We start from the raw sequence: 20691 nt of genomic DNA, 5'->3' as shown, positions 1-20691 counted from the left end.
ATGGACCCGGAAGACTATCTCGCGCCGCGTCCGCGCAAGAAGGACCAGACGCTTGTCGATCGGGTGCGTCTCGATATTCGGAAGGACGCGGTCGAATCGACGGCCATCTCGCTACTCAACGCTCCCCCGCCCGACACCGTGGCGGATGCGGCAAGGCTCGCGCAGCGCTTCGGCATCAACGCCATGCAGGTTGCGGGCAACCTCGAAGAGTTCAAGCGCCGCCAGCGTATCGAGGATTTGACATCGACGGCGCTCAGTATTTCGGGTTTCGGATCGTGGGCGCAGAATCCCCAAAATGCAGCCATCGCTGCGGATGATACCGAAAATGTCGGCGTTCTCGGCAGTATCTGGCAGGGCATCAAGAATGTCGGATCGTCGGCCAAGGCGGGCACGCTGAACACGATTGCCGGGCTCGGCAATCTGACGGCCGGGGCGCTCGAAGATCAGGTTGCGCAGACCCGCGCGAACTGGGCGAATCCCAACAGCGCCATTAATCAGCTCGGACTTGCCGGGGCGGATCGCGCCATATCAGGCCCAGTCGTGGACATGCTCGACGATATTGCCAAATGGCATAGGCGAGAAGCGGGCGCTTACTCGGTGAGTGCCGACGCTGCCCGACCCCAGGTGTCGAACTGGTTCGCACGCAATCTTCTTGCTGGTGTCGAGTCGATACCCGGCACGGCAGCGAGCATTGCCGTAGGTGTTGGAACCCGCAGCCCGGCAGCGGCTACGTCGCTCATGGCGCTTCCCGTTGCAGGCAATGCCTATCGGGATGCCCGCGATAAAGGCCTCAATCCTGACCGCGCGATGGATTACGCCATCACGCAGGGCGGCATCGAATATCTGACGGAAAAGCTCCCGGCATCACGTCTCCTTGGCGATATCGCGGCCAAGTCGCCCTTGGGCAAAAAGCTCATCGGCCAGTTGATCGAAGAGATACCCGGCGAGCAGGCGGCGACCTTTCTTCAGGACTTGTCCGAATGGACGACGCTCCATCCAGAAAAGACGCTCGGCGACTTCATGCGCGAGCGCCCCGAACGGGCAGCGGAAACCCTTGTCGCTACGGTGGCCGGGGTGGCTGGCACCGTCGGCGCCGTTTCCACCGTCGAGCGATCCGCCGGCGCCGGGAAGAAGTTGGCCGCCAAGGTCCGCCGGGGTGAGCAGGCGCAGGAAGAGGGAGAGTTGCTCGACGCGGCGGCGGACGCTGCCACGACATCCAAGATCAGGGAGCGCGATCCAGCGGCGTTCAAGTCCATGCTCGACGCCATGGCAGAGGACAGCCCGAACGATCGCATCTTCATCCCCGGCTCCGATGTCGTCGCTTACATGCAATCCGATGGCTATGACGGGTCGTTCGATCAATGGTCCGAGCAGGCGGTCGAGGCTGCGGCGATCGGCGGCGACGTCGTCATTCCGATACCAGAGGCGCTGGCTACGCTGGCGGGCACCGAGGGATGGAAGGTCACCCGCCCATCCATGCGCCTTTCACCGGGCGGGGAATCGCAGAATGAGGCCCAATCGTTCGATGAGGCGCTAGCCGATTTGGTCGCGGAATATTCGGAAGATGCCGTCGCGCCGCCGACAGGGCGCGACGCGCTGTTTCAATCGATCACCGACAAGTTGATGGACGCCGGTTACACGCCGTCTATCGCACGCACCCAAGCCGAGTTGCTGACGCAGCGCTATGCGACGCGACAAGAGCGGCGCGGCCGCCATGTCGCCGGGGACGAATTTGCGGGCGTCACCGTTTCGCAGATATTGCCCGAGAAAGTTGCCCTCGCCCAAAAGGCGACGGGGCTCGATCGCGTAATCGACGCCATGAAGCGCGGCATCAAAGGCGAAGGTTCCGGCCCGTCGTTGCTTGAGTTCATCGCCAAGCGCGGCGGGGTGGATGATCCTGGCGGCGATCTAACCTCGATGGGGGCGGATAGTTGGCATCGCGGGAAGCCTGGCACGCGCAAACTGCTCCAGTCAGTCGACAAGCGGCAGAATAATATGCTCGCACCCGGCGCCCCGCGCGACACGTCGCACGAGCTGGTGCTGCGGGCCGCGATTGACGCTGGATATTTCCCCGACCTCGTTTCCACGCAGGACAAAATCGACAATCGTGTTCTCCTTGATGCGATCGGGGAGGAATTGAGCGGTAAGAAGCGTTTTGCGAAATCGCCGGACACCACGCTTGTCGATGGTGCCGCCGAACTTGAGCGCCTGCTGCGGGACCGTGGCGTCGATCCGTCGAAGGCCACGCGCAAGGAAATCGGCGCGGCGGTTGACGCCTATGTCGCTGAGCAGGGGGGTGGTCGCGCTTACGGGCAGGACGAGAAGGACAGCAAAGGTAAAGCGGAGCCGCGAGGTCGGATCATCTTCCCCGAATCGGGCTTCGACGGTTTCAGCGCGGCGATAGAGCTTTTCCAGTCACGCGACCTCTCCACCTTCCTGCATGAGACCGGCCATCTTTGGGTCGAAGAATTGCGCCACGACGCCGCCGACCCCGACGCCGTAGACTCGGTGCGCGAGGACTGGGACGCTGTGCAGCGCTGGTTTGCTCAGAACGGCCAGCCTATCGTCGATGGCGTGATCCCGGTTGAGGCGCACGAGATGTGGGCGCGCGGCGTCGAGCGTTACCTGATGGAAGGCAAATCTCCGGTCGCGGGCCTCGCTCGCATATTTGAGACTTTCAAAACCTGGCTGACGAATATCTATCGTTCGGCCCAGCGCCTCAACACCCCGGTAACCGACGAGATTCGCGGCGTCATGGATCGCCTTCTTGCGACCGACGACGAATTGCAGGCGGCCGGTCAGCATCAGTCGATCGACATGATGTTCGATGATGCCGACGCGGCGGGGATGACAAAGGAAGAGTTTTCCGCTCTTCAGGATCTTGCCGGTGCAGCGCGGCGGCACGCGAATGATGCGCTGCTCGCGAAGGTCATGGCTCCGATCCGGGCGCGCGTCACGAAAGAGCACAAGGCTCGCGCCGCCGTCGTCCGCGAGGAAGTGGCGGCCGACATCGACAGTCGGGCCGTGTTCCGGGCGATCAAGGCCTTGCGCGAAACGCCGATGGATTCGGACTGGGTTCGTGAGCGAATGGGGGATGACGTCATATCCCGCCTGCCGCCGAATGTGCCGCCGCTGGTCAAAGTCGGCGGCGCCGACCCGTCCGATCTTGCCGAGATGGCGGGCTTCGGCACGCCTCAGGACATGATCGACGCGCTGCTCGGCGTAGAGGTGAGCCGAAAGGAGATGCGCGAGAAAGGCGATAGCCGATCCGTGCGCGCTGCCCTTATCCAGCAGGAGGTCGAGCGCATCATGAATGAGCGCTACGGCGATCCGTTCACCGATGGGTCGATCGAGGACGAGGCGCTGGCGGCTGTGCATAATGACGTCGCTGGTGAAGTGATGGCTGCGGAGCTTCGGGTTCTCGGACGCTCGACCGGCCGGACGGCCACCCCCTATCGCGTGGCCCGCGAATGGGCGCGCAATCGCGTCCGCTCGGGGATCGTCAACGATGTTGCCAGCCTGTCGGCGATCCAGCGCTATCAGCGTGCCGCGGCAAAGGCAGGCAAGGCCGCCATGGACGCTGCCATCGCTGGCGACCGCGATGCGGCGTTCCGCGCCAAGCAGCAACAGATGATCAACAATGCGCTCGTGTCCGAGGCCAAGGCTGCGCAGGATGACATCGAAACGGCGCTGAACCGGCTTGGAAAGGTGGCGAAACGGCGCTCGTCCCCGTCAATCGATCAGGACTATCTTGAGCGTGCGCAGGGATTGCTTGAACAGGTGGACCTCCGTCCGCGCTCTCAGGTCAATATCCAGCGCCAGGCGCAATTCGAGGAATGGGCGCGCGCGCAGGAATCCGAGGGCGTCGATGTCGCGGTGCCGCCGTCATTCGCCGCTTCGATCGGCACAACGCATTGGTCAAACCTGTCGGTCGATGAGTTCCTCGGGCTCGACGCGGCGGTGAAGCAAATCATCCATCTTGGTCGACTGAAGCAAACGCTGCTCGACGGGCAGGAGCAGCGCGCGTTCGATGAATTGGTCGGTGAAGCGCAGGACGCCATGGGCGGGATGCCCCAGAAACCGCCGAGCGACCTTTTCGAGCCGTCGTGGTGGGACAATGTCAAATCGGGCATCGCTTCCGCCGACGTCGCCTTGTTGAAGATCGAGACGCTGGTCGACTGGCTCGACCAAGGCAACTCGAATGGCACGTTTAACCGCATTGTTTTCAAGCCGATCGCGGATGCGCAGGACCGCGAAAACGACATGCGCGCCGATTATCATGCGCGCCTCGGCGAAATCCTTGGCAGGCTCTCGAAAGAGGATTTGCGCCGATGGTCTGAGCCCATCTCGACGCCGCAGTTGCGCAATCGTGAAACGGGCAATGCGTGGAAGGGCGACCGGTCGCACCTGGTCGCGATGGCTCTGAACGTCGGCAATGAGGGTAACCGTCAACGGCTTGTCGATGGATATGGCTGGTCGGAAGCCGGTGTCATGGATGTGCTCACGCGTGAGCTAACCGAGGCCGACTGGAAGTTCGTTCAAGATGTCTGGGATATGGTCGACACGCTCTGGCCGGAAACCGCTGCCATGGAGCGCCGCGTCAACGGCGTCGCCCCCGACAAGGTCGAGGCTATCCCGGTTGAGACGCCCTATGGCATCCTGCGCGGCGGCTATTATCCGGCGATCTACGATTCAGCGAAGGACTATAACGCCGAACGAAATGAGCAGCGGGCCGAAGATTTGTTCACGGCGAAATACACGCGCGCCAATACCGCTGCCTCATCGACGAAGGATCGCGTCGAGCGCGTCGAGCGTCCGATCCTGTTGAGCCTCGGCGTCATCAATCGCCACATCGGCGAGGTCATCCACGACATCACGCACCGCGAAGCTGTGATGCAGGCGCACAAGTTCCTGAGCGATCCGCGCATCAAGCGCGGTATCGACCAGACACTCGGCCGCGAATATCGCCAAGCCTTTACCCCGTGGCTGAAGCATGTCGCGAACCAATGGGCGAGCGAGCGCGCCGGAAATGAGGGCATCGGCAAGTTTATGTCGGGGTTGCGGTCGAACACGACGGTCGTTGGCATGGGCTGGCGCTTCAGCACCGTCATTATGCAGGCGGCCGGTTACTCCAACAGCCTCGAATTTATCGGCGCCGAGTGGGGAGCAAAAGGCGCCGCGCTTTTCGCATCCAGCCCGATCGAAACCTTCGATACCGTCATGGCGAAGTCGGGCGAGATGCGGCATCGCATGGACACGCTCGATCGCGACATTCGTTCGACGATCGCCAAGATGGCTGGGCGGAACAACCCGCTGACGGCGGCCAAGCGCTTCGCCTTCCACGGCATCGGCTACATGGACCGCGTCGTCACGGTCCCGACATGGATCGGCGCCTATAACCGCGCTCTACACGAAGGGAAGACCGACGAGCAGGCAGTCTATTATGCCGATAAGGCCATTCGATCGACGCAGGGTTCAGCTTCGGCCAAAGACCTTGCAGCGGTGGCGACCGGGCAAGGTCAATGGGGCGGATTTTTCAAGCTTTCCACCATGTTCTATTCCTACGTCTCGACGGTGTATCAGCGCCAACGCACCTTGGCGCGCGACGCCCGCGGCGCGGGTGTGAAAGATATTCCGCAACTTATGGCGCGGGCATGGTGGCTGATGGTTGTTCCGCCCCTGCTCTCCGAATTGCTCGCCGGCCGTGGTCCCGACGATGACGAGGACTGGGGGTCGTGGGCATTTTCAAACATGCTTTTCCAGCTTGTCGGTGCGATTCCCGTCGTCCGCGATGCCGCGCATCCGCTCTACGACAAGATCGCAGGCAATCGCAGCTTCGACTACCAGCTCTCTCCGATTCAGCGCTCTGTGCAGACTGTCATCAACGCTGCCGGGATGGTGCCTGACATCGTGACGGGCGAGGACACGACCAACGCCACGCGCACGATGCTGGAAGCGACCGGCTACCTTACCGGCATGGTGCCGGGGCAGTTCGCTCAGTCGGTGCAGTTTCTCGTTGATGTTGGCTATGGCGAGCAGGATCCGCAGACGTTCGGGGATTGGTTCGAGGGCCTGACCAAGGGCAAGGTCGAGTGATGAATGGAGCCTTTTTCCCGGCCCCCGCCAGGCCCAATTATGACTTGTGATTGAAAAGGGACCGGGCGCCGGTTAAATTGCCTCAGCAACATGGGGGATTTTATGCGGCACATTCTTTCGGGCGCAATCCTAATGATCGGCCTTTCCGGCTGCGTATCGACGGGCGCGAACGTCACAGGCAATGAAGTTGGCGTCACGGTCAACAACGTCTGGAATCGCAACATAGCCTTTCCCAAAGCCGATGAGCATTGCAGGAAATTCGGCAAGGTAGCCAAGCCGACGAATAGCGATGGTGAATACGCCTTCTCGTTCGAATGCGTGAAGCCTGACTCCTAAGATCGGGAGCCGCAAGCCCCCAACTTTTTGAGCGCCGATACCCCACGGCTTACCTCGTTTAGCGAGGTGAACCGACGATGCCCGTATCCAATGAAAGCTCTATCGCTGGCCCCTACACGCCGAACGGAGCGACGACAGATTTCGCGTTCGATTTCAAGGCGACGGTGGGAAATGAGGTCGTCGCGCTCGACCAGGCCGGGGCGCTTATTTCGACGGCGCTTTACAGCGTCACGCTCGACGATGATGAGGGCGGCGTGCTGTCCTTCGGAACGGCACCCCAGATTTCGGATTATTCGGCAATCTATGTCGTCAGCAATCCCGAACTGACACAGCCTTCCGACTTCGACAATACTGGACCGTCCTTCAACCCGGCAGCACTGACGCGCGCCTTGGACCGTGCGGCCATTCGTGACCAGAAACAGCAGCGTGACTTGGATCGCTCGCTTAAAGTTCCATTCGGCGAAGCGGGGCTTAATGTTGGTTCTCTTGCCGGAGCGAGCGGCAAGGCGCTTGGGGTTGTGGGCGGCATGATTCAGCCGATCGCCTATGCGTCGGGCGCGGCGGCGGATGCCGAATACTCGCGATTGCAAGCGGAAGTTTCGCGGATCGGAGCCATTACCGCGCGCGATGCGACCGCCGCCGCGCGCGATGCGGCGATCGCAGCCAAGGCTTCGGCGCAGCAATCGGCCACCGCCGCAACCAACGTTGTTCAGCAGGTATCCGATGCGCTCGCGGTCGGCACGGTCAGCGACCTTGTCGGAACGCGCATCTATTCGTCCAAGACGCTGCTCGACGCCGACCTGGTGCCTGCCGATAATGAATACGCCCTTGTCGTCGGCGATGCGACCCCGGCGAACAACGACCTGTATCAAAAGAATGGCGCGACGACGGCGGGATCGTGGGACGGGCCGCTTGGGATATTCGCGGCGTCGGGTGCTGTGGCGCAATCATGGGCTGCTGACGCTGAAGCCGCTGCCGCAGGGGTAGCCACCGCCCTTACCAACCTTGTCGAAACCGACTTCATCGGCCGCCCGGCGCCGCCGGTTGACGGCATCTCGGGCACTCCCAACACGCGCTATTTTCATGTTCCCCTTCAACGATCGGGGCCTATCAAGAAGGTGTGGCTGTGGAGCAGCCTCGGTGTTGGGGTCAGCGCCACGCTCAAGGTCAAGGTTGCCGACCTTCCGAACGGCCATACGCAGCCGGTCAACGACGATGTCATCACGATGGCGCGCCAGCAATCGGTGACGGTGACTGGCCCCGGCCTTCACGAAATCGACCTCAACTTGATGGGCGATGCGGGGCAGATCGTCGGCTGGTGGTTCTCGGTGGCGGGTGCGGTCGATTATGTCGCCGCTCCCAGCGACAGCGGCGGCTTCTGGTATGATACCGGCCTGATCGGCGACAATACGACGATGACGCTGAACTTGCGGACCCTCGGCTTTCAGTGGCAAATCGGGTTCAAGCAGGACGTCCAGGTCGTCACCAAAGACACCGATCGCAAGGCCGATTTCGCCTATGAGGTGGCGACGGTCCATGTCGGGCGGCAGCCGCGCCCGATCCCGGCGATTGCCGCGGACATGGATTGGGCGATGTGCCTGTCGGCCGACAGGATCACGCCGGGACAGGAGGTCGGGACCGGCGACCGGCTGCAAGAATGGCTGGACCTTAGCGGCAACGGCAACACGCCCGCGACCATCGCGTCGGCGAGTAATCGGCCGATCTACGATCCTGACGCCTTCGGCACGGGGATTCCCGGCGTGCTGTTCAATGGCGGCGTCAACGCTTTCAGCGGCGAGCCGCGCGTCATGCAGTTGATGCAGACGATGCGGCTGGAGCAGCCATTCACCTATGTCGCGATCGTCCAGATACCGGCGCTCAATACGGCGCGCCAGTCGATCGCGGAAGGCTTTACGGACGCCGCACTCTCCGACCGCTGCGCCATGGGGCTGGCGACCGGGGGCAAGCCTTACGTCGGAATAGCCCCCGCGACGACGGTTGCCTCACCCACGGCGATCAGCATCAATGAGCCGCATCTGCTGATCGGCACTTTCGACGGCGCGAACTCGTCTATTTCGGTCGACGGCACGGTCAAGGCGACGGGGGCTGTCTATGGCGCGCTCGACGGGCTGAACCTGGGTGAGGAACGCGGTGCCGGAGCGCGCTTTAATGGCGGCGTCGGGATGGCGGGGATCGTCAAGGGCACACTGTCCGCCGCTCAAATCGCCGCGATCGAGGCCTACGCCGCCGATCGTTACGGCGTCACCATCGCATAGGAGTCGCACATGACCTCTGTTATCAGCATCCTTTGCGGCGGCCTGACCTCCCCGTTCGGCCAGTCCGCCACCGCGCGCGTTCGTGGTCGCACCGATGCGGCGAGCGTCCGCCTTGCCGTCGCGCGCGACCCTGGCATGATGTGGGCGACCTATCTGCCCGCGCAGGCCCCGACCGCCGAGGGCGTGTTCGACTTCACGATCACCGGCCTCGCTCCGAATATGCAGCGATATTATTACGCGGTCGAATGTGATGGCGATCTCGACCTGACCAAGGTCGGCACCTTCCAGACCTTCCCCGAAGAAGGATCGAAGCGGAATCATCGCATCATCGTCGGCAACTGCCTCGGCGGCGACTGGCTCGATCCACGTTGGATGACCAATTACACGAGCAATTCGCCCGTGCTCGACATCATAGCGCGCGAGGATGCGCTGCTCACCAACATCATCGGCGATTGGGGCTACAATGACTATTATCTGACCAACAACGGCATTTCCGACAGCGTAGCAAACAGCCGCGCGTTCATCGCCGAAAACCTCCTGCGACCGCGCCAACAGGCGCTGTTCCTGCGGCGTCCGATGAATTGGTTTTGGGACGACCATGACTGGGGCGTCGATGATGGCGACAAGACTACGCCTTCGCGCGCGTTCAAGAACCAGGTCTATCGCGAGACGATGCCGCATTATCTGCTGCCGAGCAGCACTGGCTTCGGCATCTGGCATTCGTTCATGATCGGCGACGTGCTGCACATCGCGACTGATCTTCGCACCGATCGCGATCCCAACACCGACGCTGACGGAGTGGGCAAGCGGATGATGTCGGCCGAGCAGGAGGCGTGGTTCGAGGATCTGTTGATCGCCGCGTCCACCGACCCGCTGGTTGGCGATGTCATCTGGTACTCGTCCTCGCCGTGGCTCGGTGCGGTGGGCGTCAACGGACAGACGACCGCGTCGCTTTTCGATCATTGGGCCTTGTTCAGCTATCAGCGCGACCGCCTCGCCGCGATGATCGAGGCGTTCAAGATGCAGTCCGGCAAAGCCTTTGCGATGGTCCACGGCGACATTCACGCGCTGGCCTATGACGACGGCTCGAATAATAGCTGGGGTGGCTTTCCGGTATACGCCTGCGGTGCGATCGACTCCCCGCCGAACGTGCGCGGCGGGCCGTTTTCGGGTGGCTATTCGACAGGCGCAGCGCGCTACATGCGGCTCGACAAAAGCTATTATCCCGGTGGCTCCCTGACCACGATGGAAGGGCGCATCTGGGACACGACGTGGAAAAAGATGGCCTATGGCGCGCCGCTTGGGTTCCTGCCGGCGGTGACGGCGTGATGGCCGGGGAAATCATGATGCCGATGCAATCCTCGGACGCGGCGATGCAGATGCTCATCGAGCAGGTGCGGCGCCTGTCGGACAGCGTCGATCGCTTCAACTCCACGATGAGCCAGATGCAACAGCAGCTCGCGCGCATGGAGGCGGAGAACCTGCACACGGTCGAGCGCCGCGAAAAGAACGAGGCGCGGCTGTCGAAGGTCGAGGATCGGGTTGGTGTGCTGGAAGCATGGCGGAGCGAGCAGCGCGGGGAGCGGGGCTTTCTGGCTGCGGTCCTGAAATCGCCTGTGCTGCACGTCATCGGCGGCGTCATCGTCGGCTTGGTCGCGGCCATCAAAGGAGGGGTGATAAAATGAACCGCGCAGATTTCTTCGCGTCCGTCCGACCGCGCATCGGGCCGTTCTCACAAAGCCGGGTGGCGGGGATCGAGCGCATCCTCGATGCCGCCGCCGGTGCGCCGCTGTCTTGGCAAGCCTATATGCTCGCCACCGCATGGCATGAGACGAACAAGACGATGGAGCCGGTGCGCGAAGCCTACTGGCTGTCCGAGGCATGGCGGAAGCAGCATTTGCGCTATTGGCCTTGGTATGGCCGTGGCGACGTCCAACTTACTTGGCAGGGCAACTATCGCCGCGCCGACGAAGCCTGCGCCAAGGTTGGACTATGCAAGCCCGGCGAAATCCTCGCCAACCCTGACAAGGTGATGGAGCCCGCTATTTCGGCATTCATCATGCGTCAGGGCATGGAGGGCGGCTGGTTCACCGGCGTAAAACTGTCCAGCGTCCTGCCGAGCGAAGGCGTGGCGACGCGCAAGCAGTATATGGACGCGCGGACGATCATCAACGGGCGCGATCGTGCGGACCTGATCGAGGATTATGCGCAGATATTCGAGCGCGGGCTTCGCGCCGGGGGTGCGGCATGAAAATCCCCTCGATCCTCAATCCCGACGGCCGCCGTGCGTGGGCCTTCGCCTCGATCCTCGGCGGCTCCATGATGATGACCATCTTCGCGTGGGTCGTCCTCTACATCGTCCGCGACAGCAAGGGGCTCGCTTTCTGGATGGGCATGGCCGCGATGGCTATCATCTTCACCTGCATCACCGGACTTATCGCCATGTTCGTGAAGCGGACGATCAGCGTCACACGCGACGGGGTTTCGGTGACCGATGGCGATACGGTTTTGATCGAGAAAGGAAGCGGGCAATGACATATTACGAATTGACCTATGGCGCGAATGGCGAGGCAACGACGACGCTTCGCTTTAATGCCTTCCACTACACCGACGCGGTTACGCGCATGTCAGAAGCCGTGGTTCGGCTGGACGCAGACCCGAACCAGTGGGCTGCACACGTCAGCTTGAAGCGGCTCGCCGACGAAGCTGGCCCGGAAATCCAACTTGTCGCTTGGACGAAAACCAGCAACGAGCGCCCGACGATCGAGGGGGATCGGATCGATGCATGAACTCCTCCACATGGGCTGGCCCTCTGCGACGGTCCTGATCGCCGCGATTGCCGGGCTCACGATTGCCTACGGCATTCGTAAGGCTGAGTGATGCCTATCTGGCTGCTCACCATCGGCAGGGCCGCATTCGCCCCTGTCGCGTCCCTCTGGCGCTATCTCGCCGCCGACTGGCACCGGATGGCCTTCGCGCTCCTGATCGCCCTGTGCGCCTTCCTGACGCTCCGTCTGCACGCGGTTGATGGCTCACGCGACGACTGGCGCGACAAGGCTCAGGGTTACGAGGCCGCCGCAAAGGCGCTGGCCGAAGCGGACAAGGTTGCCGACCGGGTCGGGCTGGACACGGCGGCACAGACGAAAGGAACGATCGATGCTGGGAACGAACGCGCGCGCGCTGCGGCTGCTGGGTCTGACGATCCTCTCAAGTCAGGCCTTGATAGCCTGCGGACCGAAGGTCGCGATCAAGGCGACAAAGCCCCCCGTTGAGCTTCTGACGTGCGCCGGGGAGCCGGTGGCGCCCGCGCTGCCTCCCTATGGGTGGGACAAGATCGCACAGGCCCCCACGATAGCCGCCGCCGTCGATATGGCGAGGGCTGTCACCGGCGCGCGCGATGCGCTGACGCTGCCCTATGTGCTGGACCTGCGAGCCTCTCGCGGCGATTGCGCGTCGAAGGTGCGGGGTATCAACGCTTGGGCGGACGCGCTACCCTGAGGTCCCGCTCAGCGGGCGGCGGCGATCTTGTTGACCCGTAACCAATGGGGTCGCCGTCTTACTTATTCCACGTCTGTGTCAGCGGGTTCCATCCATGCGGGCTCTCCGACGGCCGTGTCAGGCGGGTATCCGCCGACGAGAAATACGGGTCTTTCGCACCGCACTTCCCGCATTTGAACCGAAGCCTCCACCATGTCATGTCATCGTGCTTTTTTGACATGGCGAGCAGGTCGTCCAGCCCCAGCACCGTCTCTTTCCCGCATCCCCGGCACTTGAGCCGCACGGTGCGGAACGTCTTGAGCCAATCGGAGACGGGGTGTTCGGCCATGCGGCAACGGATGCGACGGGTTCAATCCGTTCGCAAGCGATTCGGTCACCAGTTCCAGCCGCGCCCGCTAATCCCGTTGAGCAGGTTGCCTATCATCATGGCAGCGATCGTCGCGCCGACGAACCAGATGGGCCAGCGCGCCACCGGCTTGTCGTCTCGGGGGTCGGGCCACGGCTTCATCATTCCCCCTTTAGGAAGGCGCGGACACTAAACCGGCAAGCGCCAAGCTCCGATGATCGAGCGTCAACGTCATCGATTTCCTCGGCGTCGTAGTACTCGCGGAGAAGCTCGATTGCTCGCGCGCCTAAGTCTCTGGGCAACTCGTGCATTTTCTGCACAGGTTCGCCGGACAGCGCCGAAGGGGTGAGAGCGGCGCGGGCTTTGGAACACGCTTGCATCTGCCCTTCCGAACCAAACTCGTCGGCGTCGAACTGGTCGAGCATTGCCTCCAACGCCTCCCGCAACCTCCCCGCCTCGGGGGCTTCGCTGGTGGTGGAGAGGGCGCGGCGCAAATCCTCGAACTGGTCGAACGGCACGATCCAGCATTTCTCGCCGTCATCGCCCTCGATGCCCATGCGCTTGCCGTTGCGTGCGGTGTAATAGTCGTTGGCGCTGGCGATGACGGCCTGTGCGGCTTCCTCGATCGACGGCGCGTCGAGTTCATCGGGGTGATGGCGGTGCCCCTTGGGGAACGGCGCGAGCAGATTGCGCAGGTTCCAGAGGTCGTCAGCTAAGCTCGCGAGCGAGAAGCCAGCAATGGCGTTTGCAAAGTCGATCGCGTTGTCGAGCCGGCCAAGGTCGTCCGGGTCTATTGTCTCGCCACTGGCGGGTTGCTCGGATGCGGTGCGGTGGGCCGAGACGAGGCGGACAATGCGTTCGCGATCCCTATCAACCGCTCCTGATACGCGATAGTCGGTTGCATCTTCCCAATCTAGGAAACCAAGAATTTCTGCCGTCAACGCCTTGTCCGCCTGCGTCACGGTCACGTCAGTTGCCTTGTCGGTCATTTGCGATACCCCTGAAAGCCCATCGCCTGCACCCAGCGAACGGCGACGAAATGGAATGCGCGGTGCACGTCCTGAATTTCCTGCGACGTCGCATCCATCTGTCGGAAGTGGCCGTTCATCCGCATTTTCTCCAACTCCATGCTTTCGACGAGCGACAGCATCTCTTCCTCGGTGACGACATATTGTCTTGCCATTATCCCTAATCCTTCCCGTAGTGCTGGCCCGCGCGGATGGTGTCGAGCAGCGCCATCTGCCCCGGTGTTGCGTCAGTCATTGGTCGTCCTTTCATTCTTGGCCCATTTGTCGCAGCATTGCTGGCACAGTGCATCGCCGTCCAAGCAGTCGCGAACGGGTGACTTGCCGCATTGATCGCAGCGCCATGGGTCGGTTGGGGTGTCGGTCATGCTGTCCATGTCAGAACATCTCCTGTTGCCGCTGCTGCGGGATCGTTGAGAAGAGCATCGAGACGTAGGAACCCATATGCTGCTGCCACAGGGTCGACCCCATTTCCGCACGCACGAAGCCGCTCAACCCGGTTGGCCATCGCATCAATGCCTCGACGAAGATGGGATTCAGCTTCCTCTTGACTGAGGGCTGGTTGGAGTTCGGGCCAGCGGTCGAGGACGTCGATCCACCCGCTATTATCGGATGGTCCGGGGATGACGGCGGGTTGAAGTCGTTGGCCTGCTTCAGCAAGGACCCTTGGTGACTGGCGAGCGTGATCTTCTCGCCCGCGTCCGCGACCAGCGGCGCTAACCACTGCATCGCCTGCGCCGGCAGCGGCACATCGCCCTTGCTGCCCCGCATGTTCGGTCCCGCCTTCTCCGCATCGGATGCTTTCGGGCCGGACCAGCTCATTGCGTCCCATGCCAGACAGGCTCCGCCGCCGTTCGGATTGTTCCGGTTTCCCGCACCCCTGGGAGTGATGTCGTGCACCGTCGGAGCCGTCCAGTTCAGCCGCTCGATCAGCGCATCGGCCTGCTCCATCGCTTTGCGAGAGAAGTCCGAGTTTCCCGCCGCATTGTTTTTTTCGGTCCCCGCCGCTCCCGCCTGCGGACCGGGCCAGTTGGCGGCCAGCGTCCGAAGGTCCAGGCCCCCGTCGCCATGTTCCCCCGCTCCGTTCGTGTCCGACGTGCGGGCGCTTGGCCAAGATGAAGAGTCGCTCCCGGCGCATCGTATTGCCGGTTTCGGCCGAGCTGAATATTCCGACCGCAATGCGGCAGCCCAGTCGCTCCAATGCCGGGATTGCGACGGCGAGTTGCCCGTCAGCGTTCCCCGGGACGTTCTCGCGGAAGAAGGTTGGAGCCCCGCTTTGATCGAAGATATCGATGGCGCGATCGAGCAGCCATCGATCATCGAGTTCACCGCGGCGCTTTCCGGCAACGCTGTTTCCTTGGCACGGATCGCCCGAAGTGACGATATCCACGCATCCGCGAAACGGTCGGCCGTCGAAGGTTCGAGCGTCAGACCAGATAGGCGCAGGATGAAGCCACCCCGCTTCCATCGACGCAACCAGGCTGGCGACGGCTCCAACTTCCCTCTCCACGTAGCAGACGCCGCGCACAGCCTGTCCGCGATGATGGTGGGCGAGTTGCAATCCGAGTTCGAGGCCTCCGACGCCGGCGCAGATGCCGAGAGCGTTGATGGCAGGGCTTCGGGTGGCAGGTATAACCAGGTCATGCCGCATCCCTCCCACCCTCTCTGCTCGCGGTGGTCATGACGAAATCCTTGCGCGGAGGGCCGCATCCACTTGGATCGCGATGTTGACCGCGACAGGATCAAGTGTGTCAGCGTGCTCCGAAACCCCGACAAGGTCAGCGAAGGTCCAGCCCAGCGCGCGACAAAGGCCATGCGCCGTGCGGAGTGTCGGGTTCTTGCTTTTGCCGTTCTCGATTTCCCACACGTAGGATTTCGTCAGCCCGGCATGGGCGGCCACCTTGTCGAGCGTTAGCCCCAAGGCCTTGCGTCGATCCCGGACACGCTCTCCATAGCTTGCCAGCAACGCGTCGAAGTCGGAAGGCTCCCGTTCTATCAGCCCCTCAAGCATGATCTTCGCCTCGGGCGCGGGCGATGGCGGCGCGGACATCGAGGCCGTCAGCGTTGAAGCAGAATGTCCGCTTCGCTCGCCCGTTCACCCAAGTGAGGAGCATCCCACCGAACCAATATGTGCTTGGCCAAAACTCATCGCCTAGATCAATGCACGCATCGACGGATTCCCAATCTGTCGCGCTCATCCGTTGCGATTGAGCGTGCGGCTTCATTTTCAGGATGAACGCCCGCTGCCGATCATTGAGGTTGTCGAGCAGAATTTCGACAGGCCCTGCCGTGTGCCCACCATCAAGGCGGGGGGATGGGGTGGTCATGAGGGGTCTCCGTCGATATGTGATGACCAAAGCTCTCGGACAGTTGTCGCGGCGCAGCAGCATTCGCGGCCGTCACAGCAATAAGGGGCGTCAAGGTCACGACGCCAAACACTGTCCCGCCATTCCTCGAACGCTCCCCCGACGAGAAGCCTCAGAACGCGAAGTTTGAAGAGGAGCCCCGTCATTGCGATGCTCCCATGGGATGGGTGGGGGGGCCGGAGAACAATTCTCCTTGGCGGTGAGCCTCCTCGATCCGCCGACAGGCAAGGTGGAAAAAGACGGGATCGCGCTCGATGCCGATGAACTTGCGACCTTCTGCAAGCGCTGCAACTCCGGTTGTCCCGCTACCCATCGCATTGTCGAGAATGGTATGGCCGGGGTTTGTGAAGGTGCGGACGAGGTAACGCATCAGCGCCAGCGGCTTTTGCGTTCCATGGACGACAGGCCCCTCGCTCTCGGCGGTCGGGAAATAGATCACGTCTGTCGGATAGCGCTCGCCCATGCTGGCCACCTTCACCGGAGCGAAGTCACCATAGCTGCCAGTTAGCTGGTCTTTGCGGACACCCTTGTTGTAGGGCTTCCCCGGCTGCATCTGCGGATTGTACGCGCCGCGCCCAAAGACGCAGATGTCCTCATGCTTACGAAGTGGCTGCTTCTTGGCGTTGAGGAAGTTGGTCGCCTTCGACTTTTCCCAGACCATCTTGTATTTGAAACCAGCGCGGTTCGAACAGATCAATTCGGCGGTGAACCCGCCTTGAGAAGTCAGCACCACAAGCGGGGCCAATCGACGATATTGCCGCCACAAATCACCCAGCGGCAGCGCGCAGTCCCACTTGTTCTGGGTCGTACCGTAAGGAAGGTCCGCTATAACTGCGTCAACAACGTCCAGCCTTGGCAGCACCTCCATGCAGTCGCCTAGATACACGATCGCGTTGCCGATGACCTCGACAGCCCCGCTCATCGCGCTTCTCCCCGTGTGGAGAGGGGGAGGAAAGACAGTGCTCCTAGGTTCGGCTTGAACCTTTTTCCGGGACGTTTCGGGAACAGATACGATTCGGTTGGCCGACATACGATGCCGAACGACGCAAATGCGCGGATGCGAGCAGGGTCAGCGTTTTCGGGAGGCAGGGGCCGGAGGTTCGAATCCTCTCTCCCCGACCAATATTTCTTGAACCGGATCGGCGACCCAATGGGCCGCATTGGCGCGCCGAAAATGGCGCCCCGCCAGATCGGTTTCTTTTGTAATCAACGGGCTCTTGTATCTCGGCGCGACAATGCATAGATTGTCGTTACGCCACCGTGGTTTTCCCCCTTTCCATCGTGGCGAGTGCCCTGTCGCAAGACGTGGGTGCGTCCTCCCTGGACCCTGGCCACCTCGTACTTCGGTACGAGGTGGTTTTTTATTCGGCAGCGAGTGGCAAGACATCGCCGGCAGGACAAATCCGCCCTGCCGTTTCGACGAGCCCGGAAAACCAGTCGCGAAGCGCCGCCACGCGTTCGGGGTCTGGAGTGCGGTCGGGATGGAGATAAAGGCTGCGGTCGATCTCGATCTGCACCGCTTGAATCGCATCCATCGGCTTGCCGTGCGTCCGCACGATATGTCCGCCAGCATAAGGCTGGTTGCGCGAGACAGGAACGCCAAGGCCTTCGGCTTCGTCGATGATCGACTTGATCAACGCCTCATCCGCGGTTCCGCCGAAACGATCGCCGATGACAATCCCCGCGCCGTGCCCCGGCTGTCCGCGCGGGATCGGCGGCATACTGTGCAGGTCGATCAGGATCGCCCGGCCGAACAGCCTTTGGGCAACCGCCAGTTCGGCGGCGAGCGCGCGATGAAACGGCCGGTGCAGCGTGTCGAGCCGCCAGTCGAGTTGCGGCCCATCGATCGGCCGTTTCCACAGCGACCCGCAATCGGCAAGGCGCGTCGGCACGACGCCGAGTCCCGCGCGCTCCTTGCGGCCCGGCGCCGAGAAGCGGGGGCGAAGCGACGGCACGACCTCCGTCGGCGCCATCTGGCCTTCGCCGCGGTTGCAGTCGGCGACCGCACGCGCCCACAGCGCCTGCACCCGCGTCGCACCCGCCTCGACCGCCTTCGCGGCGATCAGGTCGCACCAGCTATCCTCGAGGCGCTCGAGCGTCGATCGATCGACGCGCGCCGCGGCCAGGATCTCGGGCGGATAGATGCGCCCCGCGTGCGAGACCGACACGACGACCGGGCCGGGCATGGCTGGGCGGTCGATGGCGATGGCTGCGGACGATGGGACGTGAAACGACATCGTCAAAGCGTGCCAAAAATCGACAGATGAATCCAGTACGACCGGAATTTGTTAAAGGTCTCGCGCTATCAGGATGACGCGCTAAACAGAGGGTGCCGGACCAGACCGGCGCCGCGGGACCAGGGAATTGATTGTCAGATGATTCGCATATTGCTTGCCGAAGATGATGATGTGATGCGCGAATATCTGGCGCGCGCGCTGACCAGCGCCGGCTATCATGTCACTGCCGTCGATCGCGGCACCGCGGCGGTCCCCTATATCGATTCGGGAACCTTCGACCTGCTGCTGTCCGACATCGTCATGCCTGAAATGGACGGGATCGAGCTTGCGCAGCACACCGCCAAGGTCGCGCCGCAGACGCAAGTGATGTTCATCACCGGCTTTGCCGCCGTATCGCTCCGCGCCGAGGAAAATGTGCCGCAGGCGAAGCTGCTGTCAAAGCCCTTCCACCTCAAGGATCTGGTACGCGAGGTCGACACGCTCTTCGACCGCGCCGACCGGTCGAGCCAGTCCTAACGAAAGGCTTGCCAAGCGACGCCGGGGCCTTTAGGGGGCGCGTCACCCCAAGGGATGGGCGTGTAGCTCAGTGGTAGAGCACTGTGTTGACATCGCAGGGGTCGCAAGTTCAATCCTTGCCACGCCCACCATTCAAAACGCCGCCACCCTCCACGGGTTGGCGGCGTTTTTGCCTTCAAGCCATGCCCTTCGCGAGATCGCCGCGCGATGCGTCGCCGATCTGACTGCCACCGTCGCAGTCGAGGATTGTCCCGGTGATGTAGCCCGCCGCGGGCGAGCAGAGGAAGACTGCCGATTCGGCGACCTCCTCGACCTTCCCCCAGCGCTTCATCGCGATCCGGTCGTAATGCGCCGCCCGCGTTTCGGCATCGGGGGCGAGCCGCTTCATCCCTTCGGTATCGGCGATCGGCCCCGGCGAAATGCCGTTGACGCGCACCTCCGGCCCCCATTCGAGCGCAAGGACGCGGATCAACTGGTTGATCCCCGCCTTTGCGGCGCAGGCATGCGCCTGCAACGCAGAGGCGTTGATCGCCTGCCCCGCGGTGATCGCGATCAGCGAAGCGCCGGGCCGGTTCAGCAGATCGTGGCAGCCGCGAAACACGTTGAAGGTGCCGTTGAGGTCGATATCGACGACGGTGCGAAAGGCGTTCGACGACATGCCGAGCACCGGGGCCAGAAAATTGCCCGCCGCGCCCGAAATGACGATGTCCATCGGGCCGAGCCTGTCCGCAACCTCCTCCACGACCCCGCGAATCGCCACGTAATCGCGTACATCGCCCGACAGGCCGATCGCGTCGCGCCCGATCTCGGCGGCGGCGCGCTGCGCCTTGTCGGGATCGCGGCCCGCGACCGCCACTTTCGCGCCCAATTCGGCAAAGCGCTTTGCGATGCCCAAATTGATCCCGCTGGTGCCGCCCGCGACGAAAGCGGTCTTGCCCGCCAGCAGATTATCCCGAAAGGTCGTCATACTCCCGTTTCTCCCAGTTGCGGCGATGGGGCTTGACGGATCGAGACCCGTCGCCTTTTGAAACCCGACCAGACAATAAGGATGCGCCGATGGCAAGTGCCGGTCCCACCTCGAACAGTTTCGTCTCGCAGCGATTGAAGCTGCACTATGCAGACTGGGGCAACCAGGACGCGCCGCCGATGCTTCTCGTCCACGGCGGTCGCGACCATTGCCGCAACTGGGACTGGGTCGCCGAGAGGCTGCGCGACCGCTGGCACGTCATCGCGCCCGACCTGCGCGGCCATGGCGACAGTGCCTGGGCACCCGACGGCAATTACGAGATGGGCGCCTTCGTCTATGATCTCGCGCAACTCGTCCACCAGCTCGACCTCGCGCCGGTGACGATCGTCGCCCATTCGATGGGCGGCAATATCGCGCTGCGCTATACCGGCCTCTATCCCGAAAATGTCCGCAAGCTGGTCGCCATCGAAGGGCTCGGCCCGTCGCCGAAAATCCTCGCCGAACGCGCGGCGACACCCTTCGCCGAGCGTTTCCGCAAATGGATCGACGACAAGAGGCAGGCGGCGGGCCGCACGCCGCGCCGCTATGCGACGCTCGACGACGCGCTCGCGCGGATGATGGCCGAAAACGCCTATCTGTCGCCCGAACAGGCGCGCCACCTGACGATCCACGGCATCAGCCGCAACGAGGACGGCACTTGGAGCTGGAAGTTCGACAATTATCTGAACGTCTGGCCAGTGGTCGACCTGCCGCAGGCCGATATCGAATCGCTCTGGTCGGCGATCGCCTGCCCGACGCTGCTTCTCTATGGCGCCGACAGTTGGGCGTCGAACCCGGCGCAGGATGGCCGCATCGCGCATTTCCATAGCGCGCAGGTGATCGAATTCGAAAATGCTGGCCACTGGCTGCATCACGACCAGTTCGACCGGTTCATGTCCACGCTAGACGATTTCCTCTAAAACCGGCGGCGAAAGCGCGCGGCAGTCGTGCGCTCGGGATGTGTCATGGTCTATACGGGGCAGCTTTCT

21 protein-coding genes, 1 tRNA gene and 1 pseudogene are annotated in these 20691 nt (G+C 62.6%); 13 read left to right on the top strand and 10 right to left on the bottom strand.

Features of this window, described 5'->3' with window-relative positions:
* The 10 genes from CVO77_RS00210 to CVO77_RS21770 all read left to right on the top strand — a co-directional run bounded on the left by CVO77_RS00210 (position 1) and on the right by CVO77_RS21770 (position 12206).
* The gene (locus CVO77_RS00210) at positions 1 to 6096 is read left to right on the top strand and encodes an acetyltransferase (RefSeq protein ID WP_105997356.1); all 6096 of its coding nucleotides are present in this window, start codon (positions 1 to 3) and stop codon (positions 6094 to 6096) included.
* Between the two features lie 132 nt (positions 6097 to 6228).
* Positions 6229 to 6432 (top strand): hypothetical protein, encoded by a 204-nt coding sequence (locus tag CVO77_RS00205; RefSeq protein ID WP_105997355.1) that lies wholly within the window; start codon positions 6229 to 6231, stop codon positions 6430 to 6432.
* 77 nt (positions 6433 to 6509) lie between these two features.
* Positions 6510 to 8708 carry a LamG-like jellyroll fold domain-containing protein gene (locus tag CVO77_RS00200; protein WP_105997354.1) on the top strand — a complete coding sequence of 733 codons (2199 nt, stop codon included), beginning with the start codon at positions 6510 to 6512 and terminating at the stop codon, positions 8706 to 8708.
* A gap of 9 nt (positions 8709 to 8717) precedes the next feature.
* The gene (locus CVO77_RS00195) at positions 8718 to 10037 is read left to right on the top strand and encodes an alkaline phosphatase D family protein (protein WP_105997353.1); all 1320 of its coding nucleotides are present in this window, start codon (positions 8718 to 8720) and stop codon (positions 10035 to 10037) included.
* Positions 10037 to 10393, top strand: coding sequence for a hypothetical protein (locus CVO77_RS00190; protein ID WP_158257937.1), 357 nt, complete (start codon positions 10037 to 10039; stop codon positions 10391 to 10393). Before CVO77_RS00195 ends, CVO77_RS00190 begins: the two co-directional genes overlap by 1 nt.
* Entirely contained in the window at positions 10390 to 10959 is a 570-nt protein-coding gene (locus CVO77_RS00185) for a lysozyme family protein (RefSeq protein ID WP_105997351.1), read from the top strand. Before CVO77_RS00190 ends, CVO77_RS00185 begins: the two co-directional genes overlap by 4 nt.
* Complete coding sequence (locus CVO77_RS00180; protein ID WP_105997350.1) at positions 10956 to 11243, top strand: hypothetical protein; 288 nt, start codon at positions 10956 to 10958, stop codon at positions 11241 to 11243. The genes CVO77_RS00185 and CVO77_RS00180 overlap by 4 nt, the downstream gene beginning before the upstream one ends.
* On the top strand, positions 11240 to 11497 hold the full coding sequence (locus CVO77_RS00175) for a hypothetical protein (RefSeq protein WP_105997349.1): 258 nt from the start codon (positions 11240 to 11242) through the stop codon (positions 11495 to 11497). Before CVO77_RS00180 ends, CVO77_RS00175 begins: the two co-directional genes overlap by 4 nt.
* A gap of 90 nt (positions 11498 to 11587) precedes the next feature.
* Positions 11588 to 11980, top strand: coding sequence for a hypothetical protein (locus CVO77_RS00170; RefSeq protein ID WP_105997348.1), 393 nt, complete (start codon positions 11588 to 11590; stop codon positions 11978 to 11980).
* Positions 11981 to 12077: 97 nt separating this feature from the next.
* A complete protein-coding gene (locus CVO77_RS21770; RefSeq protein WP_275541959.1) occupies positions 12078 to 12206 on the top strand; it encodes a hypothetical protein in 129 nt (42 codons plus the stop codon).
* Between the two features lie 373 nt (positions 12207 to 12579).
* Here CVO77_RS21770 and CVO77_RS21145 read toward each other — a convergent pair whose 3' ends face one another.
* From CVO77_RS21145 to CVO77_RS00130, 9 genes and pseudogenes are all read right to left on the bottom strand, one after another.
* Positions 12580 to 12717, bottom strand: a complete 138-nt coding sequence (locus CVO77_RS21145; RefSeq protein ID WP_158257936.1) for a hypothetical protein — start codon at positions 12715 to 12717, stop codon at positions 12580 to 12582.
* Complete coding sequence (locus CVO77_RS00155; RefSeq protein WP_105997345.1) at positions 12714 to 13541, bottom strand: hypothetical protein; 828 nt, start codon at positions 13539 to 13541, stop codon at positions 12714 to 12716. Before CVO77_RS00155 ends, CVO77_RS21145 begins: the two co-directional genes overlap by 4 nt.
* On the bottom strand, positions 13538 to 13735 hold the full coding sequence (locus tag CVO77_RS00150) for a hypothetical protein (protein WP_105997344.1): 198 nt from the start codon (positions 13733 to 13735) through the stop codon (positions 13538 to 13540). Before CVO77_RS00150 ends, CVO77_RS00155 begins: the two co-directional genes overlap by 4 nt.
* 220 nt (positions 13736 to 13955) lie before the next feature.
* Positions 13956 to 14528: a hypothetical protein gene (locus CVO77_RS21530; protein WP_242446033.1), complete on the bottom strand. Its 573-nt coding sequence runs from the start codon at positions 14526 to 14528 to the stop codon at positions 13956 to 13958.
* 208 nt (positions 14529 to 14736) lie between these two features.
* Positions 14737 to 15228 (bottom strand): annotated as a pseudogene (locus tag CVO77_RS21875) (DNA cytosine methyltransferase); the annotation flags it as partial.
* Between the two features lie 27 nt (positions 15229 to 15255).
* A complete protein-coding gene (locus tag CVO77_RS00140; RefSeq protein WP_158257935.1) occupies positions 15256 to 15588 on the bottom strand; it encodes a helix-turn-helix domain-containing protein in 333 nt (110 codons plus the stop codon).
* The gene (locus CVO77_RS20925; protein WP_146130779.1) at positions 15581 to 15904 is read right to left on the bottom strand and encodes a hypothetical protein; all 324 of its coding nucleotides are present in this window, start codon (positions 15902 to 15904) and stop codon (positions 15581 to 15583) included. Before CVO77_RS20925 ends, CVO77_RS00140 begins: the two co-directional genes overlap by 8 nt.
* A 181-nt stretch (positions 15905 to 16085) precedes the next feature.
* Positions 16086 to 16865: a DNA-methyltransferase gene (locus CVO77_RS00135; protein WP_105997341.1), complete on the bottom strand. Its 780-nt coding sequence runs from the start codon at positions 16863 to 16865 to the stop codon at positions 16086 to 16088.
* Between the two features lie 439 nt (positions 16866 to 17304).
* Positions 17305 to 18129, bottom strand: coding sequence for an N-formylglutamate amidohydrolase (locus CVO77_RS00130; RefSeq protein WP_242446031.1), 825 nt, complete (start codon positions 18127 to 18129; stop codon positions 17305 to 17307).
* A 189-nt stretch (positions 18130 to 18318) separates the two neighbouring features.
* On the opposite strand from CVO77_RS00130, the gene cpdR reads away from it, so the two are divergent.
* Both cpdR and CVO77_RS00120 read left to right on the top strand, forming a co-directional pair.
* Positions 18319 to 18696 carry a cell cycle two-component system response regulator CpdR gene (gene cpdR, locus CVO77_RS00125; RefSeq protein ID WP_105997340.1) on the top strand — a complete coding sequence of 126 codons (378 nt, stop codon included), beginning with the start codon at positions 18319 to 18321 and terminating at the stop codon, positions 18694 to 18696.
* 56 nt (positions 18697 to 18752) lie between these two features.
* Positions 18753 to 18827: transfer RNA gene (locus CVO77_RS00120), tRNA-Val, on the top strand.
* Positions 18828 to 18871: 44 nt separating this feature from the next.
* Here the strand turns inward: CVO77_RS00120 and CVO77_RS00115 are convergent.
* The gene (locus CVO77_RS00115) at positions 18872 to 19663 is read right to left on the bottom strand and encodes an SDR family oxidoreductase (protein ID WP_105997339.1); all 792 of its coding nucleotides are present in this window, start codon (positions 19661 to 19663) and stop codon (positions 18872 to 18874) included.
* Positions 19664 to 19752: 89 nt separating this feature from the next.
* On the opposite strand from CVO77_RS00115, the gene CVO77_RS00110 reads away from it, so the two are divergent.
* The gene (locus tag CVO77_RS00110; RefSeq protein WP_105997338.1) at positions 19753 to 20622 is read left to right on the top strand and encodes an alpha/beta fold hydrolase; all 870 of its coding nucleotides are present in this window, start codon (positions 19753 to 19755) and stop codon (positions 20620 to 20622) included.
* Positions 20623 to 20691 lie beyond the last annotated feature (69 nt).

Origin of the sequence: Sphingopyxis lindanitolerans (assembly GCF_002993885.1) — a bacterium.
Taxonomy (GTDB): domain Bacteria; phylum Pseudomonadota; class Alphaproteobacteria; order Sphingomonadales; family Sphingomonadaceae; genus Sphingopyxis; species Sphingopyxis lindanitolerans.
This window is presented reverse-complemented; position numbering and strand designations above follow the sequence as displayed.

Bases quoted from the DNA above. Each gene is read 5' to 3' on its own strand.
- CVO77_RS00135 (WP_105997341.1), bottom strand. From the start codon at position 16,865: ATGAGCGGGGCTGTCGAGGTCATCGGCAACGCGATCGTGTATCTAGGC.
- CVO77_RS00200 (WP_105997354.1), top strand. From the start codon at position 6,510: ATGCCCGTATCCAATGAAAGCTCTATCGCTGGCCCCTACACGCCGAAC.
- CVO77_RS00110 (WP_105997338.1), top strand. From the start codon at position 19,753: ATGGCAAGTGCCGGTCCCACCTCGAACAGTTTCGTCTCGCAGCGATTG.
- CVO77_RS00175 (WP_105997349.1), top strand. From the start codon at position 11,240: ATGACATATTACGAATTGACCTATGGCGCGAATGGCGAGGCAACGACG.
- CVO77_RS00115 (WP_105997339.1), bottom strand. From the start codon at position 19,663: ATGACGACCTTTCGGGATAATCTGCTGGCGGGCAAGACCGCTTTCGTC.
- CVO77_RS00185 (WP_105997351.1), top strand. From the start codon at position 10,390: ATGAACCGCGCAGATTTCTTCGCGTCCGTCCGACCGCGCATCGGGCCG.
- CVO77_RS00190 (WP_158257937.1), top strand. From the start codon at position 10,037: ATGGCCGGGGAAATCATGATGCCGATGCAATCCTCGGACGCGGCGATG.
- CVO77_RS00210 (WP_105997356.1), top strand. From the start codon at position 1: ATGGACCCGGAAGACTATCTCGCGCCGCGTCCGCGCAAGAAGGACCAG.
- CVO77_RS21145 (WP_158257936.1), bottom strand. From the start codon at position 12,717: ATGATGAAGCCGTGGCCCGACCCCCGAGACGACAAGCCGGTGGCGCGC.
- CVO77_RS00205 (WP_105997355.1), top strand. From the start codon at position 6,229: ATGATCGGCCTTTCCGGCTGCGTATCGACGGGCGCGAACGTCACAGGC.
- CVO77_RS00150 (WP_105997344.1), bottom strand. From the start codon at position 13,735: ATGGCAAGACAATATGTCGTCACCGAGGAAGAGATGCTGTCGCTCGTC.
- CVO77_RS00170 (WP_105997348.1), top strand. From the start codon at position 11,588: ATGCCTATCTGGCTGCTCACCATCGGCAGGGCCGCATTCGCCCCTGTC.
- CVO77_RS00180 (WP_105997350.1), top strand. From the start codon at position 10,956: ATGAAAATCCCCTCGATCCTCAATCCCGACGGCCGCCGTGCGTGGGCC.
- CVO77_RS21770 (WP_275541959.1), top strand. From the start codon at position 12,078: ATGGCGAGGGCTGTCACCGGCGCGCGCGATGCGCTGACGCTGCCCTAT.
- CVO77_RS00155 (WP_105997345.1), bottom strand. From the start codon at position 13,541: ATGACCGACAAGGCAACTGACGTGACCGTGACGCAGGCGGACAAGGCG.
- cpdR (WP_105997340.1), top strand. From the start codon at position 18,319: ATGATTCGCATATTGCTTGCCGAAGATGATGATGTGATGCGCGAATAT.
- CVO77_RS00140 (WP_158257935.1), bottom strand. From the start codon at position 15,588: ATGCTTGAGGGGCTGATAGAACGGGAGCCTTCCGACTTCGACGCGTTG.
- CVO77_RS20925 (WP_146130779.1), bottom strand. From the start codon at position 15,904: ATGACCACCCCATCCCCCCGCCTTGATGGTGGGCACACGGCAGGGCCT.
- CVO77_RS21530 (WP_242446033.1), bottom strand. From the start codon at position 14,528: ATGGAGCAGGCCGATGCGCTGATCGAGCGGCTGAACTGGACGGCTCCG.
- CVO77_RS00195 (WP_105997353.1), top strand. From the start codon at position 8,718: ATGACCTCTGTTATCAGCATCCTTTGCGGCGGCCTGACCTCCCCGTTC.
- CVO77_RS00130 (WP_242446031.1), bottom strand. From the start codon at position 18,129: ATGCCCGGCCCGGTCGTCGTGTCGGTCTCGCACGCGGGGCGCATCTAT.